Below are 15,687 nucleotides of genomic sequence, written 5' to 3' on the forward strand. Positions count from 1 at the left end.
CGTATTCTACTGCTGATTTAAGCCTGGACTAACTCAATGGGAAGCGTGATTTCAAACGTTGTTCCTTTGCCGATTTCAGAAAAGACTTCGATTGTCCCCTGATGTTTCTCGATAATGCGATAAGAAATGGCTAAACCCAAACCCGTTCCTTTGCCAATTGGCTTGGTTGTAAAAAACGGGTTAAAGATCTTATTGCGAATTTCTTCCGGGATTCCCGGACCATTATCTTGAATCTTAACCTGAATTCTATCTGGATTGATTTTATCCGTTGAAATTGTGATCTGTTTAGGCTCAATTTCACTACTTAACAAAGCATCAATTGCATTCACAATTAAATTTAAAAATACTTGGTTGAGTTGGGATGGATAACAAGTAATATCCGGTAATTCTCCATAAGCTGTAATGATTTCAACTCCTAATTTAAGTTTGTTACCAAGAATAATCAACGTACTATCTAAACCTTCATGAAGGTTAACATCTTTTACTTCTGATTCATCTAAACGGGAAAAGTTTCTTAAAGAGGAGACGATATTTTTAATTCGGCAGGTTCCCATCCGCATGGAGTCCAAGATTTTGGAAAAATCAGATTGGATGTACTCAAAATCAATTTCTTCCATCTTTTCTGTAATTTCTGTCCTAACATCTGGATAAAGTTCCTGGTAAAGACTCAGTAAATCTAAAAAGTTATCTAGGTATTCTTGGGCATGGCTAATATTGCCATAAATAAAACTAACGGGATTATTAATTTCATGGGCTATTCCGGCAACCATTTCGCCCAAACTTGACATTTTTTCCGTTTGAATCAGTTGAGTTTGAGTGTCTTTTAAGGCATCTAATGTTTCCTTTAACTCATGAGTTCTCTCTTCAACTCTGTTTTCCAAAAAGGATTGCGCTTCTGAAAGTTCATAGAGCTGTTTTTTGACTTTTTGAATGAGTTGATTGAAGGCATTCGCTAAGATCCCAACTTCATCATTAGTCAGGACGGGGGCTTCGAGATCGTAATTAGAGTCAGCCGTCACTTTTTGGGCAGTCTGGGTTACTAATTCAATGGGCCTAGCAATTTTTCTTCCGGTATAAAAAGCTAAGACAAATGCCATGGAAGTAGAAACCGTTAGACTAACAAAAATGACAACTTTGCGGATTTTTTTTGCCTGCTTAGTTTGCAAGGATGCCTTTTCTTGATCATCCTCCGAAATTTGTAAAAGTTTGTTGAGTTGATTGCTTAATCTCTCAAATTGAATGTCAATTTCTTGACTCTCTTTCTCCAGAACAGCTAGCAAAACTTGTTGTTGAGCATTGCCTCGTTTGTCTGGTGATAATCTCAGGGGATCGACTTGAGGTAGGATTTCCGCAAAGCGCTCGGCATAATTATCTATGACTATCTGGGCTTGTTCGCAAAAGCGATCGATAGATTGGGCTGCGCTTCCTGAAAGATCTCCTAATTGATTTAGTTCCCTTACTAAGCCTTCTATGTAATCAATATCTTCTTCAAATTGCTGTATCTTGTAACTGAACCATAGGGCTTCTTCTACTGTACTAATGAGTTTATAGGGGTGGGCTTGAATTTTGAAGATGTAAGTTTCTAGGTCGTGCAGTAGCTCTTCTTGTTGAATGGCTTTGGTCAAACTTTTCTGTGCTTGTTCTTCATAATAATCGCCAATTAAAAATCCGATAAATGTTCCAGAAATGGAGATACTCACTACTAGGAGGTTGGTGTAACCAATTTTTTTGAAGATACTGGAAACTTGCCAGTGGGTAAGCCACTGTTTCATGGGTAATTACTCCATGCTTGCTGGACTGGACTCATGAGGGACAATGGGCTATTGAGCTGGTGAAAGTAACTCTTCTTCACCAATCGCCTTATATCCCTCCCGAATCAGGTCGTAATCTTCGTCTTTAGCGGGAACCATTTGTGACTGGGCGTATTTTTTGTTTGCTGGGGAAACCACAATCGCGTCAATTAATTTCCTTTCATTTTCAACAATCTGGGCTTGCAGTTCTGCGATACACTCTGCATCTAGGGATGGATTCGCAACAATCAGATCGTTTGGCAAGGGTTTGCCCTGGGAAATTCGGATAAATTCTGATGCTTGAAGATTATATTTTTCTAGGGCACGCTGATAGTGATGGTTGCCATCTGACCAAGCGTCTAGCTTGCCTTCCTTGAGTACGACTAACCCGCGATCGCTACCAATAATTTCTACGTTAAAATCTTGATTAGGTTTTAAACCCATATCAGCTAACATTTTCAGAGCGCCTAAGTGACTTGCGGTTGAACCCTCTTCTCGAATGCCAACGGTTTTTCCTTTGAGCTGTTGCAAATTCTCAATCCCGCTGTTCGCATTGGTAGCAATGACTGTATAATAGCCAGGACGGGTAATTCCTACTAAGGGAATCGCATCAGCATTGGCTTTTAAAAGGACATATTCAGAAGGACCTGCTAGAGCCAGATCGATACGCTCAAAGAGTAATGCAGGGACAGCAGTGACGCGGTCATTCATAGGAAAGAGATCAATAGAAATTCCCAAAGCTTCCCCCAAAACAGTTTGAAATTCACCAAAGTCTTTTTTTAGCTCTTCTTCTCCGAAAATATCGGTAACTGCTAAGGTGAGTCGCTCCGGACAAGCGGCGATCGCTTCCCGGTTGCTGTTTGTAGACTCTATCTCCTGGGAACCACAAGAGATTAAGAAAAGTAAAGGTAAAACCAGTAATCTTTGCAGTTTCATGGGTTATGTCATTCCAATAATTGTTAGAGAATTTTAACCCAAAAGTGAAATTAGATAATAATTAGCTGGCTTGATTTTTTTTAACTTTTAATAGATGAAAAAACGCTCTAGATCGAGACGGGATGCGGCTTGAGTCAATTGCCTTACATCTCTGGGATTCTCTAAATAAGGAAGTGTACCTAGAATTGGCATTTGAGTGAGGGACTCGATAAGGGAAATGGGGGCCCATTGTTCCTGTTGGGTAGGAGTACAGGGATGGGTACAGTTAAGAACGAATCCGATCAGGGGTACGCGATATTGACGAGCGAGGGCTACATTGGCAACCGTTTGGGAAATCGCTCCCAACTTAACCGGAACAACTAACACCGTTGGTAGTTTCCAGTCCCTGGCTAAGTCGGCAATGACCAATTCATGGGTAATAGGCGAACCCAAACCCCCCAAACCTTCCACCATGACCAACTCCTTGCTCTTCTGAAGGCTAGTAAACGCCTGCCATATAGGGGCAAGGTCAATCGTCTTATTCTCAACTTCTGCGGCAATGGGAGGGGCAACTGGAGTTTCCAGATAGAGGGGGGTAATCGATTCTGGGGACTGGTTGAGAGTAAATAAATCCAGGTAGAGTTCCAGGTCTCCCACTCCAGATTGAATGGGTTTCATCACTCCTAGAGGGCGATCTTTGTAATAGGTTTGCCAATAGGCGATCAGGGCTGTAGTTAAAACACTTTTGCCCGTATCCGTATCCGTTCCTGCGATCAGTAAACTTTTCATGAGTTAAGTTAGTTAGAAGTTAGGAATACTACAGAAATCAATAGTTTCTTTATATTACCTCAGAGCAAAGTCCCACTTTTCCCAACCTTCCCATTATTGAATGGGTGAATCGATCTGTCCAGAAAAGTAAAATATCTGGTAGTAGTCAAGCCCTGCAAATGTTTAGAAATTGGGTCAAGACATTAGAACTCTAAATCATACAGCGCTTTTGTGCTGTAGTATTATTACTTATTGACGCATCAGTTTCTGTCACTCTCCGAAAAAAGGGGGATCAAACCCTGATTGATTGGAATCTTGGCAACCCAAAAAAGGATAGCGCACCAATCTAACATTGTCAGGTAAAACTTTCACCAGCACCCTGCCTCTTCTGGTAGTTCTGTTGACTCCAATAGCTCAATCTTTCCTTGCCGAACTGTAGCCCAAAGTGTTTTTAGTATAATCAACTTTTAATCCTATGATTAAATCCCCCCATCTCCCTATCACCCAATCCCTAAACGCCCGGCTAAACTAGGAGTCAAGGGCATGAGGGTGGCAATCATCAAAAATAGAGCTAAAAGAGCCAAAGCAGCCCGAGCATCATTGGGTTCTGTAATTTCATTTAGGCTAGGTCGCTCTAGATCCCGTTGTAGGACTAAAATGACGATCGCCCAATACAAGGCTAATGGAGTTACAAATGAGGCAAATCCCAACACAATTAACGTGGCAACGGTGGTAATTCCGGCGATTTTGCGTCCGTAAATTGCTTGTACCATGCGCCCCCCATCCAATTGACCCGCAGGCATGAGGTTAATGGCACTGAGAACTAAACCTAACCATCCTATTAAGGTTAAGGGATGCACATCAACAAGGGAATTTTGCAATACATCCCCTAAAATTCCCCGGGCTAAGGTTCCCACTAAAACTGAACCTTGGAAAAATTGGGAGGGAATTTGAAACAGACTACCGGGATGGGATAAGGATAAACCCAGAATTAACAGAAATAGGGATAATAAACCCCCTGCTGCTGGCCCGGCCAAGGCAATATCAAACAGGACACTGCGATTGGGTAAGATGGACTCAAACCGGGTAATAGCACCAAAGGAACCGACTTGCCAGGTGGGGAGGAAAAAGGGCAAACTGAGGCGAATTTGGTATTTTTTAGCGATCCAGCGATGGCCCAACTCATGGGCTAATAGTATCACCCACAGACCGAGGGCGATCGGCAGAGCTTCTGGCCATTTTGACCATTCACTAAACCAGTCAAACCCTTGAAAAATACCGCCTGCTTCCATACTGGTGGCGAGGGTAGCGAGTCCTAAACTTACGGCTAAAGCCTTTTGACCCAGGGTGAGGGGTTTGGGGTCTTGGCTTTGGGGGAGTACGATCGCAATGGGCTTATTATCTGGACCCATAACTAAGAATAACCGATAGCGATCGCCCAGGCGCTCCTTTAACCGTTCCGAAAGCTTATCATACGACCGATCCGGGTCACCTCGTAAATTTCCCTTAAAAATTGCCCCTTCCTGATAGGGCAGCGTTTCCGTGAGAAAGTAGGTATCGATGCCAAAAATTTCCTTAATCTGGTTCAAATCTTCTGCTGGAATGCCAATCGGTTCTGAAGAGACGACTGAAGGCATGTCCCCGGTCTGAGCAACAAATGCTTCGTCATTGAGCGGAGTCGAAGGATTTTCCTCCCCCGGTCGTTGAGCGGAGCCGAAGCGCAAGCGCTCTGCCACCTTTTGACGCAACAGCTCATCTTGTCCCGATACTCGTAACTGTCGGCCCAGAAAAATATAAATTGCAGTTGAACCGACCAGTAGAAACAAAATTCCCGCCAGGTTGAGATAAATTCCCAGGGAAAACAGCCCAAAAAACAACAACCAGGGAACCATCAGCACCACAGACTGCAACCAAGCCAAGATTCCCAACTTACCATAGGGACGAGCGCGTTGAAATCCCCAAAACAAGATGCCCAGGGCAACGAGTAAGATTACGAATGTAAGGGAATTGTTGGACACAGCAGACATCATAGAGGAATTGCCAATGAGACACAATGCTACGCCTTAGAGCTATAGAGCCAAAGCATAGGCCAATTTAATTATACCAGGAGACAGGGGCTAATTAATCATTAACAATTAACTCTCTATTTTCTCGATAGTCGCTTTTAACATTAGGTTAAGAGGATCGGTTCTATTTGGCGATCGCACTCAGCATTCTCAGAAATAGCAACAACAGGAGAATCGAGATCGAGACACCAATTTTCATCGATAATATTTAACTGAGCATCTAAAACAAGAGTCAGTTCGCCAATTTCTTCATCTTCTGAATTATTATATGGGGTGAGTAAAAATTCCAACTTAATCCACGGACAAGCCTTCTCGTTGACCTGGTTAATACCAATAGCACTATTCACCAGAGTAATGGTTGGTGAGTCAAGCAATGTAACCCGATCGTAAAATCGATTTTCACTATTCCAATAACCTTGGATATTATAGTTACAGGATTCTAGATGTTGTTGAGCAATTCTGCACGGTTCAATTTCATCTAGAAGTTGGGATAAGTTATTCCAAACAGTATCATTAGTGATAGTCATAGCAATGTTTTAATGACTGGTTCTCATGCCAGGGAAATGTAGCATATCTTCGATAAAGTATCCATGAAACCGGTAATCTCCGCCCTGTCCTAAGACTTTTGATTTCAGGTCAAAATCCGGTAATTCCGAAGGAACGAGACCAATGCTACCATTGGCGGGAACTCTACCATGTTCAATGGCTTTCAGATGTTTACTCTGTCCATCATAGCGTTGAGCGAGGCGGATTTGCTTTTTTGCAAACGAGACAAAGAGTCCTTCCGCAGTTTCGTAGATAATATCAGGGATAACATCTGTCCAATTGCTGGGTAAGGGTTCCATACATCTTTTGCGCGATCGCTCCTCTATTTACTCTAATTTTACTCCCGCCTAACCAAAACTGATGTTTGCGTAAGTCTAAAGTTAGATTAGATAATCCCCTTTTCTTTCAACTTACCTAGGGCATAAGAAGCCGCTTCTTTTTCTGCATCTTTTTTGCTTCTTCCTTTGCCTTTACCCCAGGCTTTATCACTAATAAAAACTGTAGACATGAATTCTGGAGCATGATCCATACCGCCTATTTTTTCCGTTACATATTTGGGAGGATTTTTGGCTCCCCTCGCTTGGACTAATTCCTGTAATCTATTTTTTGAGTCGATGTTGGAACGAGCCACCATTTGCTCTTGAGGGACAGAATCAAACAGTTCTTCTATGACAGAGCGCACTTTTTCTATATTTTGAGCGCAATCTAAATAGTAAGCCCCAACAATCGCTTCAAAGGTACTGCTGAGTAAATTTGGATTTTGATATCCCCCTTCTTTGATTAACCCTTGACTTAGACGCATTCTCAAGTCTAGACCAACTTCAACTGCAAATCTAGCCAATTGTTTTTGATCGACTAAAGCAGAACGCCGTCTGGTCATTTCATCTTCTCCCATTTCCGGATAGCGCTGATAGAGATATTGACCACTGATAAAGGTCAAAATGGCATCACCAAGAAATTCTAAACGTTCATTGTGTCCTATGGCTCCAGGATTTTCATTAACATATGAACGATGGGTTAAGGCACGATGGAGAAGTTTTTCATTTTTAAACATCAAAAGTTTGTGAAAGTAACTAGCATCTTCTGCTAGTGATTTTTGCTTTTTTCTTTGTTTTAAATTTATCTCTTGATGGTCTATATCCAAAGTCATAGATATGGAGTATTTTATGATTGATTGCAATCCTCTATTATACTGTATACTTAATTAAAGTTGTAGGGGCAGGTTTTAACCCTCCCCCTACAACAATAGACTACCTCACTTTTTTCCTAAAAGATGGGGGAGGAAAAAGGCTATGTCCTCGTTGATTATTGCAGGAAAAACAAGTAATACGCAGATTTTCTAAAGAGTTAGAACCTCCATGTTTTTTAGGAATCAGGTGATCGAGGGTGATTTCTTCGGGGGATAGAATGCATTCACACCAATAACACCGAGTGCCAAACTGTTCAATGAGTTTGGCTCTTTTATTATGTTTTTGTTTGGAATTCATGGTTTACTATTCCAATAACTACAGTTGGAATATCGCGTACAAGCAAAAGCGACGCTTAAGTGAATAAGCGACTGTTTTCTTGATTACACCTTAGTAAACGTCTCAAACTTACTACCTCCGAGCCTCAAACCAGCGCAGATCCAGTCTGCTGAACTACCAGTTATCTGAAGGGCTAATTCCTGATTCAGATACATGCTAGGCCAGAATACTGGACTTGCGCTAACTTGAGAATCGGAGGTACTACCCATGAGACGGACACTTATGGATACTCCTAACCTTGATCATTGCACCAAACAATCTTTAATGTCAAGAGTCTCAACTCAATTCTACTTATAGGTAGAAATGGCAGCCAAAGCCGATCGCAGATTTCCTTGGTTTTGATCCAGATAATTCTGAGCAATTTGAGCATCCACTCCTGTCCAAGCCATCAGTAGAGCGACCTTAACCCGTTGTCCGCTCTCTTCTAAAAGTTGCTCGCATTGCGATCGCCCCAACTCCGTTAAATCCTCTAAAATACGTAGAGCGCGATCGCGTAACTTCGTATTCGTCACCGCCACATCCACCATCCGGTTACCATACACCTTCCCCAACTTCACCATCACCCCAGTAGACAAAATATTCAGCGCCATTTTCGTTGCCGTTCCCGCCTTCAGGCGCGTGGAACCAGCCAAAACTTCCGGCCCCACTAATAAGCGAATATCCACATCCACCGCGATTGAAACCTGCTCAACAGGCACGCAAGCCATAAAAATCGTCGTTGCCCCCTGCGCTTTTGCCCCCTGCAACGCCCCCTGAACATAGGGCGTTGTCCCTCCAGCCGTAATTCCCACGACCACATCCTTCGAGGTCACCTGATACTGCTCAATAACCTGCACCCCATCCTCAAATCTATCCTCTAAGCCCTCAGAACTGCGTACCAGGGCAGCCTCACCCCCGGCTAAAATCCCCTGTACCATCTTAGGGTCAGAACAGAATGTAGGCGGACATTCCGCCGCATCCAGCACCCCTAAACGGCCGCTCGTTCCTGCGCCTACATAAAACAACCGTCCCCCATTTTGAAGAGCTAACGCCGTGCGATCAATGGCTTCTGCCAACTGTTCCTTTGCCTGCGAACAAGCTACCACCGTTTGGGCATCTTCCTGATTAAACAGCTCCACCAACTGCACGGTTCCCAATTGGTCTAACGTTAAACTTTGGGGATTAATTTGCTCCGTTAACAGATGACCTCGATTTTCCATGGTCTTATAACAATCCTTCCAAACTTCGGCGAATGCGATCGAGTTCTTCCGAACTCATTTCTAACTCTGACTCTTCAGCGCTCGGTACGTCAGACTCTTCCTCACTCCAATCTAAAGAATCCACATTACTTTCTGGAGGAATGACCAATTTCCCCTCAGTCACCCACTCAAAATCTAGATCTGCCTCTTCGCAAAATGCCTTAATCTCATCTTCATCGATCGCCTCTACACTAGGAGGAGGGAAATCCTGAGCCTCTAGCTGCAAAGCAAACCGAGTGGCATCATCCTCCATTTCAAAGATTAAAACCTTATTGCGCACTTGCCTAGGATCGGGGTGGGGAACCTTAATAGTATGAATTCCCTCATTTTCCGTGCCTACATTAAACAACAGGACATAAACTCGCATAAGCTACTAGAAGTTAACGCTCCCAAATTCGATTATTTTCCCTTATTTTATAGCAGTTAGGGGATGGGGGGATAGGGAGATGGGGAGACACGGAGACGCGGGGACGCGGGGAAATTGCCTTTTGACTTTTGCCTATTCCCCATTCCCGCGATTCCCGTGGCATCATCAGAACAAGGTGTGAGTATTCAGAACGGTGTGAGGACATGACAACCCCTAACGATCCCAATCAACTACCAGAATCGGATCTTGAGCTTATAGATACTGAAGATCAAGAGGAGCAATGGGAAGACGCGGACGAGCCGGGAAAATGGCGACGGTGGGCTGGATGGGGTTTAGGTGGTGTGGTGCTGCTGTTGGTGGCGGGAGGAGCCTATGGTTGGCATTGGGTACATACAGGATTAGGCCCCATGGTGGCTGAAGCGTTGAGTAAAACCCTCAAGCGTCCCCTAGACATTGGCCCTGTGCAGCGAGTCTCTTTCAATAGTATCCGCTTTGGCCCTTCTGGATTACCTGCCACTGCAACCGATCCCGATCGCGCTACGGTAGAAGCAGTTGAGGTTAAGTTTAATCCCATTGATGTGATTGACAATGAGATTAATCTGGATCTGACCTTAATTAATCCCCAAGTTCATTTAGAAGAAGATGCAGAGCATAAATGGCTGAATCTGGATCTTGCCCAGGAAGAGCCGAAAGAAGGGCAATTTAAGATTAATGTGATTAAGGCTGGGGTACAAAATGCCACTGTGGTTTTGGTTCCCTGGAAAGGAGAAGGGGCAAGTTTTGAACAGAGTGTAACGTTTAAGCCGATTCGCGCCACTGCTGAGTTTTTTGACGAGTATAATCGGATTAGCTTTGATGCAACTGTAGCTCAAGATCAAAGTCCCGGAGAGGTGCAAGCGAAAGGAGAATTTTTGAACCGGGAGCAACGGGTAAGGGTACAGGTGCGATCGCAAGATCTAGACCTGATTCCCTTAACGAATTTAGTCCCTAATTTACCACCAGAAGTCGCCTTAACAGGTGGTAAACTCAATGGAAATATCAACGGACGAATTAATCTGCAAGATATTCCATCCTCTTTGCTCAATGGAACGCTATTGGTGAGCGAGATCGCTGGAGAGTATACCCTGCCAGAGTCCAAACCAGATGAGACTGAGCCGGAAAAACCAGAGGACAATGACAATACAGAAGAGCCTCAATTTGACATTACCCAAGTTCCCCTTTATCTGTCCCAAGGGCAAGCTACTCTGCAATTCCAAGATCAATTGGTGTTAGTCGAAGAAGGGTCTATTCTTTATGCTGATAGCCTTCCAATATCCCTTGAAGGAGGAATCGATCTGCAACAGGGAATTCAGGTCATCGCCTCGTTAGAGCCAGTTACATTTGAAACGCTTACTGAAACGATCGAGACGGAACTACCGGTACAGGCAACTGGAGAATTCCAAGTAAAAGCGAAGTTGGAAGGACCGTTTGAGCAACCCTTACTGGTGGGATTATTTGAAACCACGAAGCCCACGCAAATCGATCGCGTCGAATTTGCAGAAATCACCAGTCAATTTGCTTACGCCAATTCCACGATCGCTATTCAAGGCTTGAAACTGGTTCCTACCCTGGGTGGCGAAATCCTGGGACGGGGAGAGTTGCAATTACCGGTGAATGAGCCTGCCCATCTAGATCCAAGTCAAGATAATGGAGGAACGGGTTCGCAAAACCCTGAGGAAGCCAATCTAGATCCAAGTCAAGACAATGGAGGAACGGGTTCACCCAATTTTCCCTCTTCCAACCCAGATCTTAGTGAACCCGCCCCTACTTCTGCACCAACAGAAAATAATGCTCCGAACTCGCAACAACCCTTTCTGGTGTTTGAAGCCCAAGGGCAAAACGTCCCCGTAGATGCGATCGCTCAACTTTACCAAGTGCCTTCGGATATTACGGTAGGAACGGTTTCGCCCCAAATTCGAGTCATAGGGCCACTAAATGATTTAGAGGCGATCGCCCAAACCAATCTCGCTGGCGGACAAGTACAAGCGGTTGCCCGTCTGGTTGGTTTAAATACAGGCACAAATCCCGTCGCTGCAAACCCCGTAAATACCGATACCGTAGGGGCGGGTTCACCAACATCTCCCTCGGAAGACCAAACGACTGATGAACCCGCCCCCACACCAACACCTGGGTTGGAAGACCAAACGACTGGTGAACCCGCCCCTACAGCAATACCTGGAATTCCCAAAGTTCCCTTACAACTGCAAACCGAAATTAGGGCGGAAAACATCCAACTGGCGAACCTCTCTTCCCTTGTACCCTCTCAACTGGCTGCACCGTTTAGTGGTGGGGCGCAGATGATTGTACCTCTAGAAAACTTTAGTCTGAATCAAGTTGAGGCGATCGCCGAAGGTCAACTGAATGTGGCTGGAGGACAAGTGAATATATCCAGTCGTTTGCAGAATAACCAAATCGCCACATTGGTGCAAGCGAATACGGTGCAATTAGGTCAATTTCGCAGCGAACTGGAACAATTTGTGCCGCCCCAGCAATTTCAACTGCCCTTTGCCGAAGCTGCACCGTTTACTGGAGTGGCGGAAATCGTTGGCTCCTTAGATAACCCCAATCTGTCAGCCGTTCAAGGACGATTGCAAGGGACTCTGGATTTAGCTGGAGGTATAATTAGAGGCGGTGGTGTATTGCAGGGTGGACAGTGGGAAGCCGCCCTAGACATTAACCAAGTGCAAGCTTCCCTCTTGTCTCCTCAGTTACAGCTAGTTGCCAGGGAACAGACCTTTCTGCAATCTCCCCTGACCGCAACCGTGAATTTAAGGGGAGATGTGAATAATTTATCTCCAGAGGCAATCGTTGCAGAAGCGAAAGCTGATTTAGATATTGCTGGGGGTCGGGTCAATGCGATCGCACAGGTGCTCAATGGAGAGTGGAAAGCCTCTGTACGGGCTGATGGGGTCAACGTTGATCAGTTATCGCCCCAAGTTCCGGCTGATGTGCCCAGGTTACCCTTTAGTGGCGTAGCCAATGCACAGGGTCGGTTAGATGAGGTTTCACCCAATAGTATCTTTGCCGAGGCCCAAGGATTTGTAAATGTGGGTAATAGTGTCGTTAATGTAGAGGCGATCGCCAGGCAAGGACAATGGCAAGCGAAAATGAATGCCGAACAGGTCGAGTTAGACCAGTTGGGTTTACCCTTACCGCCTCAGTTCCAGCGCCTGACGGGAGCAGGGCAAATGATAGCCGGTGGACGGTTGGATAATTTCGATCCCACGGCAATACAAGCACAAGGGGAAGTTTTACTCTCCAAGTTACCGATTTTAGAGCAAGGGCCATTTAAGTCTCAAATAGTCTGGAATGGGCGTTCTTTAGATATTGTTGCTGCCGCAGGTTCGGTTGTTGTCCCTTCTCAGGCCTCTGTAAGGGCAGGTTCGCCCAATTTTTCATTGTCCAACCCAGATGCCCCTACTGCACCCGTGTCCGGCCTCGTAGCCGTCGGTCAAATTGTGCCCAATTTCCAAGATCTAATGGCTTCTCGGTATAATTTTACGACCGAGGTCGCCGATTTCAATTTAGCCACTCTGCCCTTTACGCTGCCTGATGCTGTCGCCGTACAAGGTCAGGTGGATTTTGCCGGACGGATTGCGGGAACGGGATTACAGCCGAATTTAGACGGGCAAATGCGGTTGAGAAATGTGGTCGTAAATCAAATTGCCTTCGATCCGGTGATTGAGGGGCCGATACAGTTTACACCGAGTCAGGGAGCCGCGATCGCCTTAAAGGGAGAATCCGATGAGATTTCGGCGGTCATTGACCCCACATTTATGCCCGAATCGTTTACCTTTAAGTTGGGAGAGGCGATCGCCACCGGACAACGAACCCCTGCTTCTGAAGGCTCGGATTTAACCCATTTTCAGGTTGATGTGGCTCAGTTCCCCCTAGAATTAGTGAACCTGATTCCCACGGCAACTCCTTTAGGGCCAATTGCGGGTACAGCGTCCGGTAATTTTAACCTCAGTTTCCCCCAAATCTTCGATCCGATGGCTGTTGTTGCCCAAGGGGAAATTCAACTCGATAAACCCTCGATTGGCACGGTTGAAGCTGAGATTTTAACAGCTAAATTAAACTATAGTGGCGGTCAAGGAGAATTAACCGATACTCAGTTAAAGATTGGCGAGAGTGAATATAATCTGCAAGGCGCAGTGAATCTAACCGATCTGAGCGATCCGCAATTTAACGCTGAAGTGAAAATTGCCCAAGGTAGCGTGCAAGATGTTTTGCAAGCATTGCAAATTTTTGATTTAGAAGATATTGCTCAGGGTTTTTCACCGCCCACCGGAACAGCCGCAGACTTAGGCGTTTTGACCGTTGATCGGAGCCAGAGAACCGTCGAAGAGCAGTTGCGTCGCTTCTCGGAAATTCTCAAATTACAGGATTTACGACAGCAAGAGCGCGATCGCTTCCCCATTCCTACTCTAGCTCAACTGCAAGGGGGATTTGATGGCGATATTAAGATTTCCGGCTCTCTAAAACAAGGTCTTTCAGCCGATATCGATTTATTGGGCGAAAACTGGGAATGGGGCAAATATAGTTTTAATCCCATTATCGTTAAAGGAACCTTGAAAGACAATGTTCTCACGTTACTACCAGTTCGCATTAATTCCAATGAAGGATTAATCACATTTTCCGGACAAGTCGGCGGCGAACAACAATCCGGCCAGCTCAAAGTTGAAGATGTCCCTGTAGACTTAATTCAGCAATTTATCCCCAATTTACCCGTTGATTTAACCGGAAAAATCAATACGACCGCCACACTCTTAGGAGGAAGCCTACAAAATCCTCAAGTGATTGGTAACTTAGCCTTATCAGACGGCACCTTAAATGAGGCTCCGATTCAAGAAGCCACCGGTAACTTTTCTCTCGCCGATGGCCGATTACGATTTGGCGGTAAACTCTTAGTCACTGGAGATTCTCCAGTCACGTTAACCGGCAGCATTCCTAGCCCCCTCCCCTTTGGTTCTGTCTCCCCCATTTCCCAAGACATTCAGCTAGACTTGAACCTGGAAAATGAAGGATTAGGCATCTTAAATGTTCTCACTCGTCAACAAGTGAATTGGGTCACAGGGTCAGGAAATGTCAACATTAAAGTCTCTGGAACTGTGGATAATCCGATTGCTTTAGGAGAAGCAACGATTGCTAATGCAACCCTAGAATCCCAAAATCTTTCAGAACCCATGACTAATGTCAATGGTACGGTTAAATTTAACGGAGAGAAAGTCTTTATCGAGAAGCTCACCGGAGATTTTAGTAAAGGAAAAATTGAAGTAGCTGGATTGATTCCTCTGTCCGATCCTGATTTGCCGTTATCGGAAGAAGAAGCCAATCTTCCGCTCAAAATTCAGTTGGAGGAACTTGATTTTAACTTCCAAGATATCTACAATGGGGGCGTAAATGGCAATATTGAAATTGCAGGCGCAGCCTTGGAGCCGGTCATTAAGGGAAATATTATCCTCACTCAAGGAAAGATTTTACCCGCAGAAGCCACGAAGCTACAAAAGACGGATCGAGAAGATAAGGTTCCTTCCTCGAATAGCTTAGTACCAGTATTTGATGGCTTTGATATCGATTTAACTGATGGTATTGCTATTTTACAGCCGGGTTTTGTTGATATTCACGGTGAAGGAACACTAACTATTAATGGTCCAATTGATGATATTCGTGCTGATGGTGAGATTGATATTAACCGAGGATTTATCAATATTATTTCTACCCAATTTCGGGTGAATCGTGAGTATGAGAATAAAGCAAGGTTTATTCCCAGTCAAGGTTTAGATCCGGATCTCGATCTGGTTCTAGAAGCCTCGATTTCTGAGGTTCAAGGCAGTCGGCAACCAGAAGTCTTATTCTGGGGGCAAAATGAAATTGATGATACCCCGCCTTTGGATAACAATGATACGGAAACAGTGCGGATTCAAGCCGCAGTAACTGGGCCAGCTTCTCAGTTAGAAAATAATTTAGAATTAACCAGTTCTCCGGTACGCAGTCGTTCCGAAATTATTGCCCTCATTGGGGGCGGTTTCTTGAATACGATTGGCGGTGGTGGAAATACGACATTAGCGCTGGTGAATATTGCCGGATCGACAATTTTATCCAATCTACAAACGACTCTGGGGGATGCTCTGGGATTAACCGAGTTACGAGTTTATCCAGTAGAAAATCGATCGCGTCGAGGGGCGATCGGTGTAGCAGGAGAAGCGACTTTAGATGTTACCCGTCAGTTTTCTACATCTTTGGGCAAAAATTTTACGTCTAGCGATCCATTTCGCCTGCGGTTCCGCTATCGTTTGAGTGAAAATTTGGTGTTGCGTGCAGCCACAGATTTAGGAGGTGAAGAGTCCGGAAGACGGAGGACAGATAGTCGGCTTCAGTTTGAGTTTCGTAAGCGGTTTTAAGTGTCCTTAAGATACAATCAGAAACAAC

General features: G+C 44.8%; 11 protein-coding genes. 1 reads left to right on the forward strand and 10 read right to left on the reverse strand.

Annotated elements, in window-relative coordinates:
* Positions 1 to 17: 17 nt before the first annotated feature.
* From J7529_RS13405 to J7529_RS13450, 10 genes are all read right to left on the reverse strand, one after another.
* Positions 18 to 1,772 (reverse strand): ATP-binding protein, encoded by a 1,755-nt coding sequence (locus tag J7529_RS13405; protein WP_318729367.1) that lies wholly within the window; start codon positions 1,770 to 1,772, stop codon positions 18 to 20.
* A gap of 48 nt (positions 1,773 to 1,820) precedes the next feature.
* Entirely contained in the window at positions 1,821 to 2,726 is a 906-nt protein-coding gene (locus J7529_RS13410; RefSeq protein WP_318729368.1) for a PhnD/SsuA/transferrin family substrate-binding protein, read from the reverse strand.
* 87 nt (positions 2,727 to 2,813) lie between these two features.
* Positions 2,814 to 3,494, reverse strand: a complete 681-nt coding sequence (gene bioD, locus J7529_RS13415) for a dethiobiotin synthase (protein WP_318729369.1) — start codon at positions 3,492 to 3,494, stop codon at positions 2,814 to 2,816.
* A 479-nt stretch (positions 3,495 to 3,973) separates the two neighbouring features.
* Positions 3,974 to 5,500 carry a site-2 protease family protein gene (locus J7529_RS13420; protein WP_413038886.1) on the reverse strand — a complete coding sequence of 509 codons (1,527 nt, stop codon included), beginning with the start codon at positions 5,498 to 5,500 and terminating at the stop codon, positions 3,974 to 3,976.
* A 143-nt stretch (positions 5,501 to 5,643) separates the two neighbouring features.
* A complete protein-coding gene (locus tag J7529_RS13425; RefSeq protein WP_271941397.1) occupies positions 5,644 to 6,066 on the reverse strand; it encodes a hypothetical protein in 423 nt (140 codons plus the stop codon).
* 9 nt (positions 6,067 to 6,075) lie between these two features.
* Positions 6,076 to 6,384 carry a hypothetical protein gene (locus J7529_RS13430; protein ID WP_318729371.1) on the reverse strand — a complete coding sequence of 103 codons (309 nt, stop codon included), beginning with the start codon at positions 6,382 to 6,384 and terminating at the stop codon, positions 6,076 to 6,078.
* A gap of 86 nt (positions 6,385 to 6,470) precedes the next feature.
* Positions 6,471 to 7,139, reverse strand: a complete 669-nt coding sequence (rnc, locus tag J7529_RS13435) for a ribonuclease III (RefSeq protein WP_278003125.1) — start codon at positions 7,137 to 7,139, stop codon at positions 6,471 to 6,473.
* Between the two features lie 196 nt (positions 7,140 to 7,335).
* Positions 7,336 to 7,572: an HNH endonuclease gene (locus tag J7529_RS13440; RefSeq protein WP_271941404.1), complete on the reverse strand. Its 237-nt coding sequence runs from the start codon at positions 7,570 to 7,572 to the stop codon at positions 7,336 to 7,338.
* A 326-nt stretch (positions 7,573 to 7,898) separates the two neighbouring features.
* Positions 7,899 to 8,810, reverse strand: coding sequence for an N-acetylmuramic acid 6-phosphate etherase (gene murQ / locus J7529_RS13445; RefSeq protein WP_318729372.1), 912 nt, complete (start codon positions 8,808 to 8,810; stop codon positions 7,899 to 7,901).
* A 4-nt stretch (positions 8,811 to 8,814) separates the two neighbouring features.
* A complete protein-coding gene (locus J7529_RS13450; protein WP_271941408.1) occupies positions 8,815 to 9,216 on the reverse strand; it encodes a DUF3110 domain-containing protein in 402 nt (133 codons plus the stop codon).
* A 203-nt stretch (positions 9,217 to 9,419) separates the two neighbouring features.
* On the opposite strand from J7529_RS13450, the gene J7529_RS13455 reads away from it, so the two are divergent.
* On the forward strand, positions 9,420 to 15,659 hold the full coding sequence (locus J7529_RS13455) for a translocation/assembly module TamB domain-containing protein (protein WP_318729373.1): 6,240 nt from the start codon (positions 9,420 to 9,422) through the stop codon (positions 15,657 to 15,659).
* The last annotated feature ends 28 nt before the right edge of the window (positions 15,660 to 15,687 follow it).

This window comes from Roseofilum sp. Guam, assembly GCF_017746735.1.
GTDB lineage: Bacteria > Cyanobacteriota > Cyanobacteriia > Cyanobacteriales > Desertifilaceae > Roseofilum > Roseofilum reptotaenium.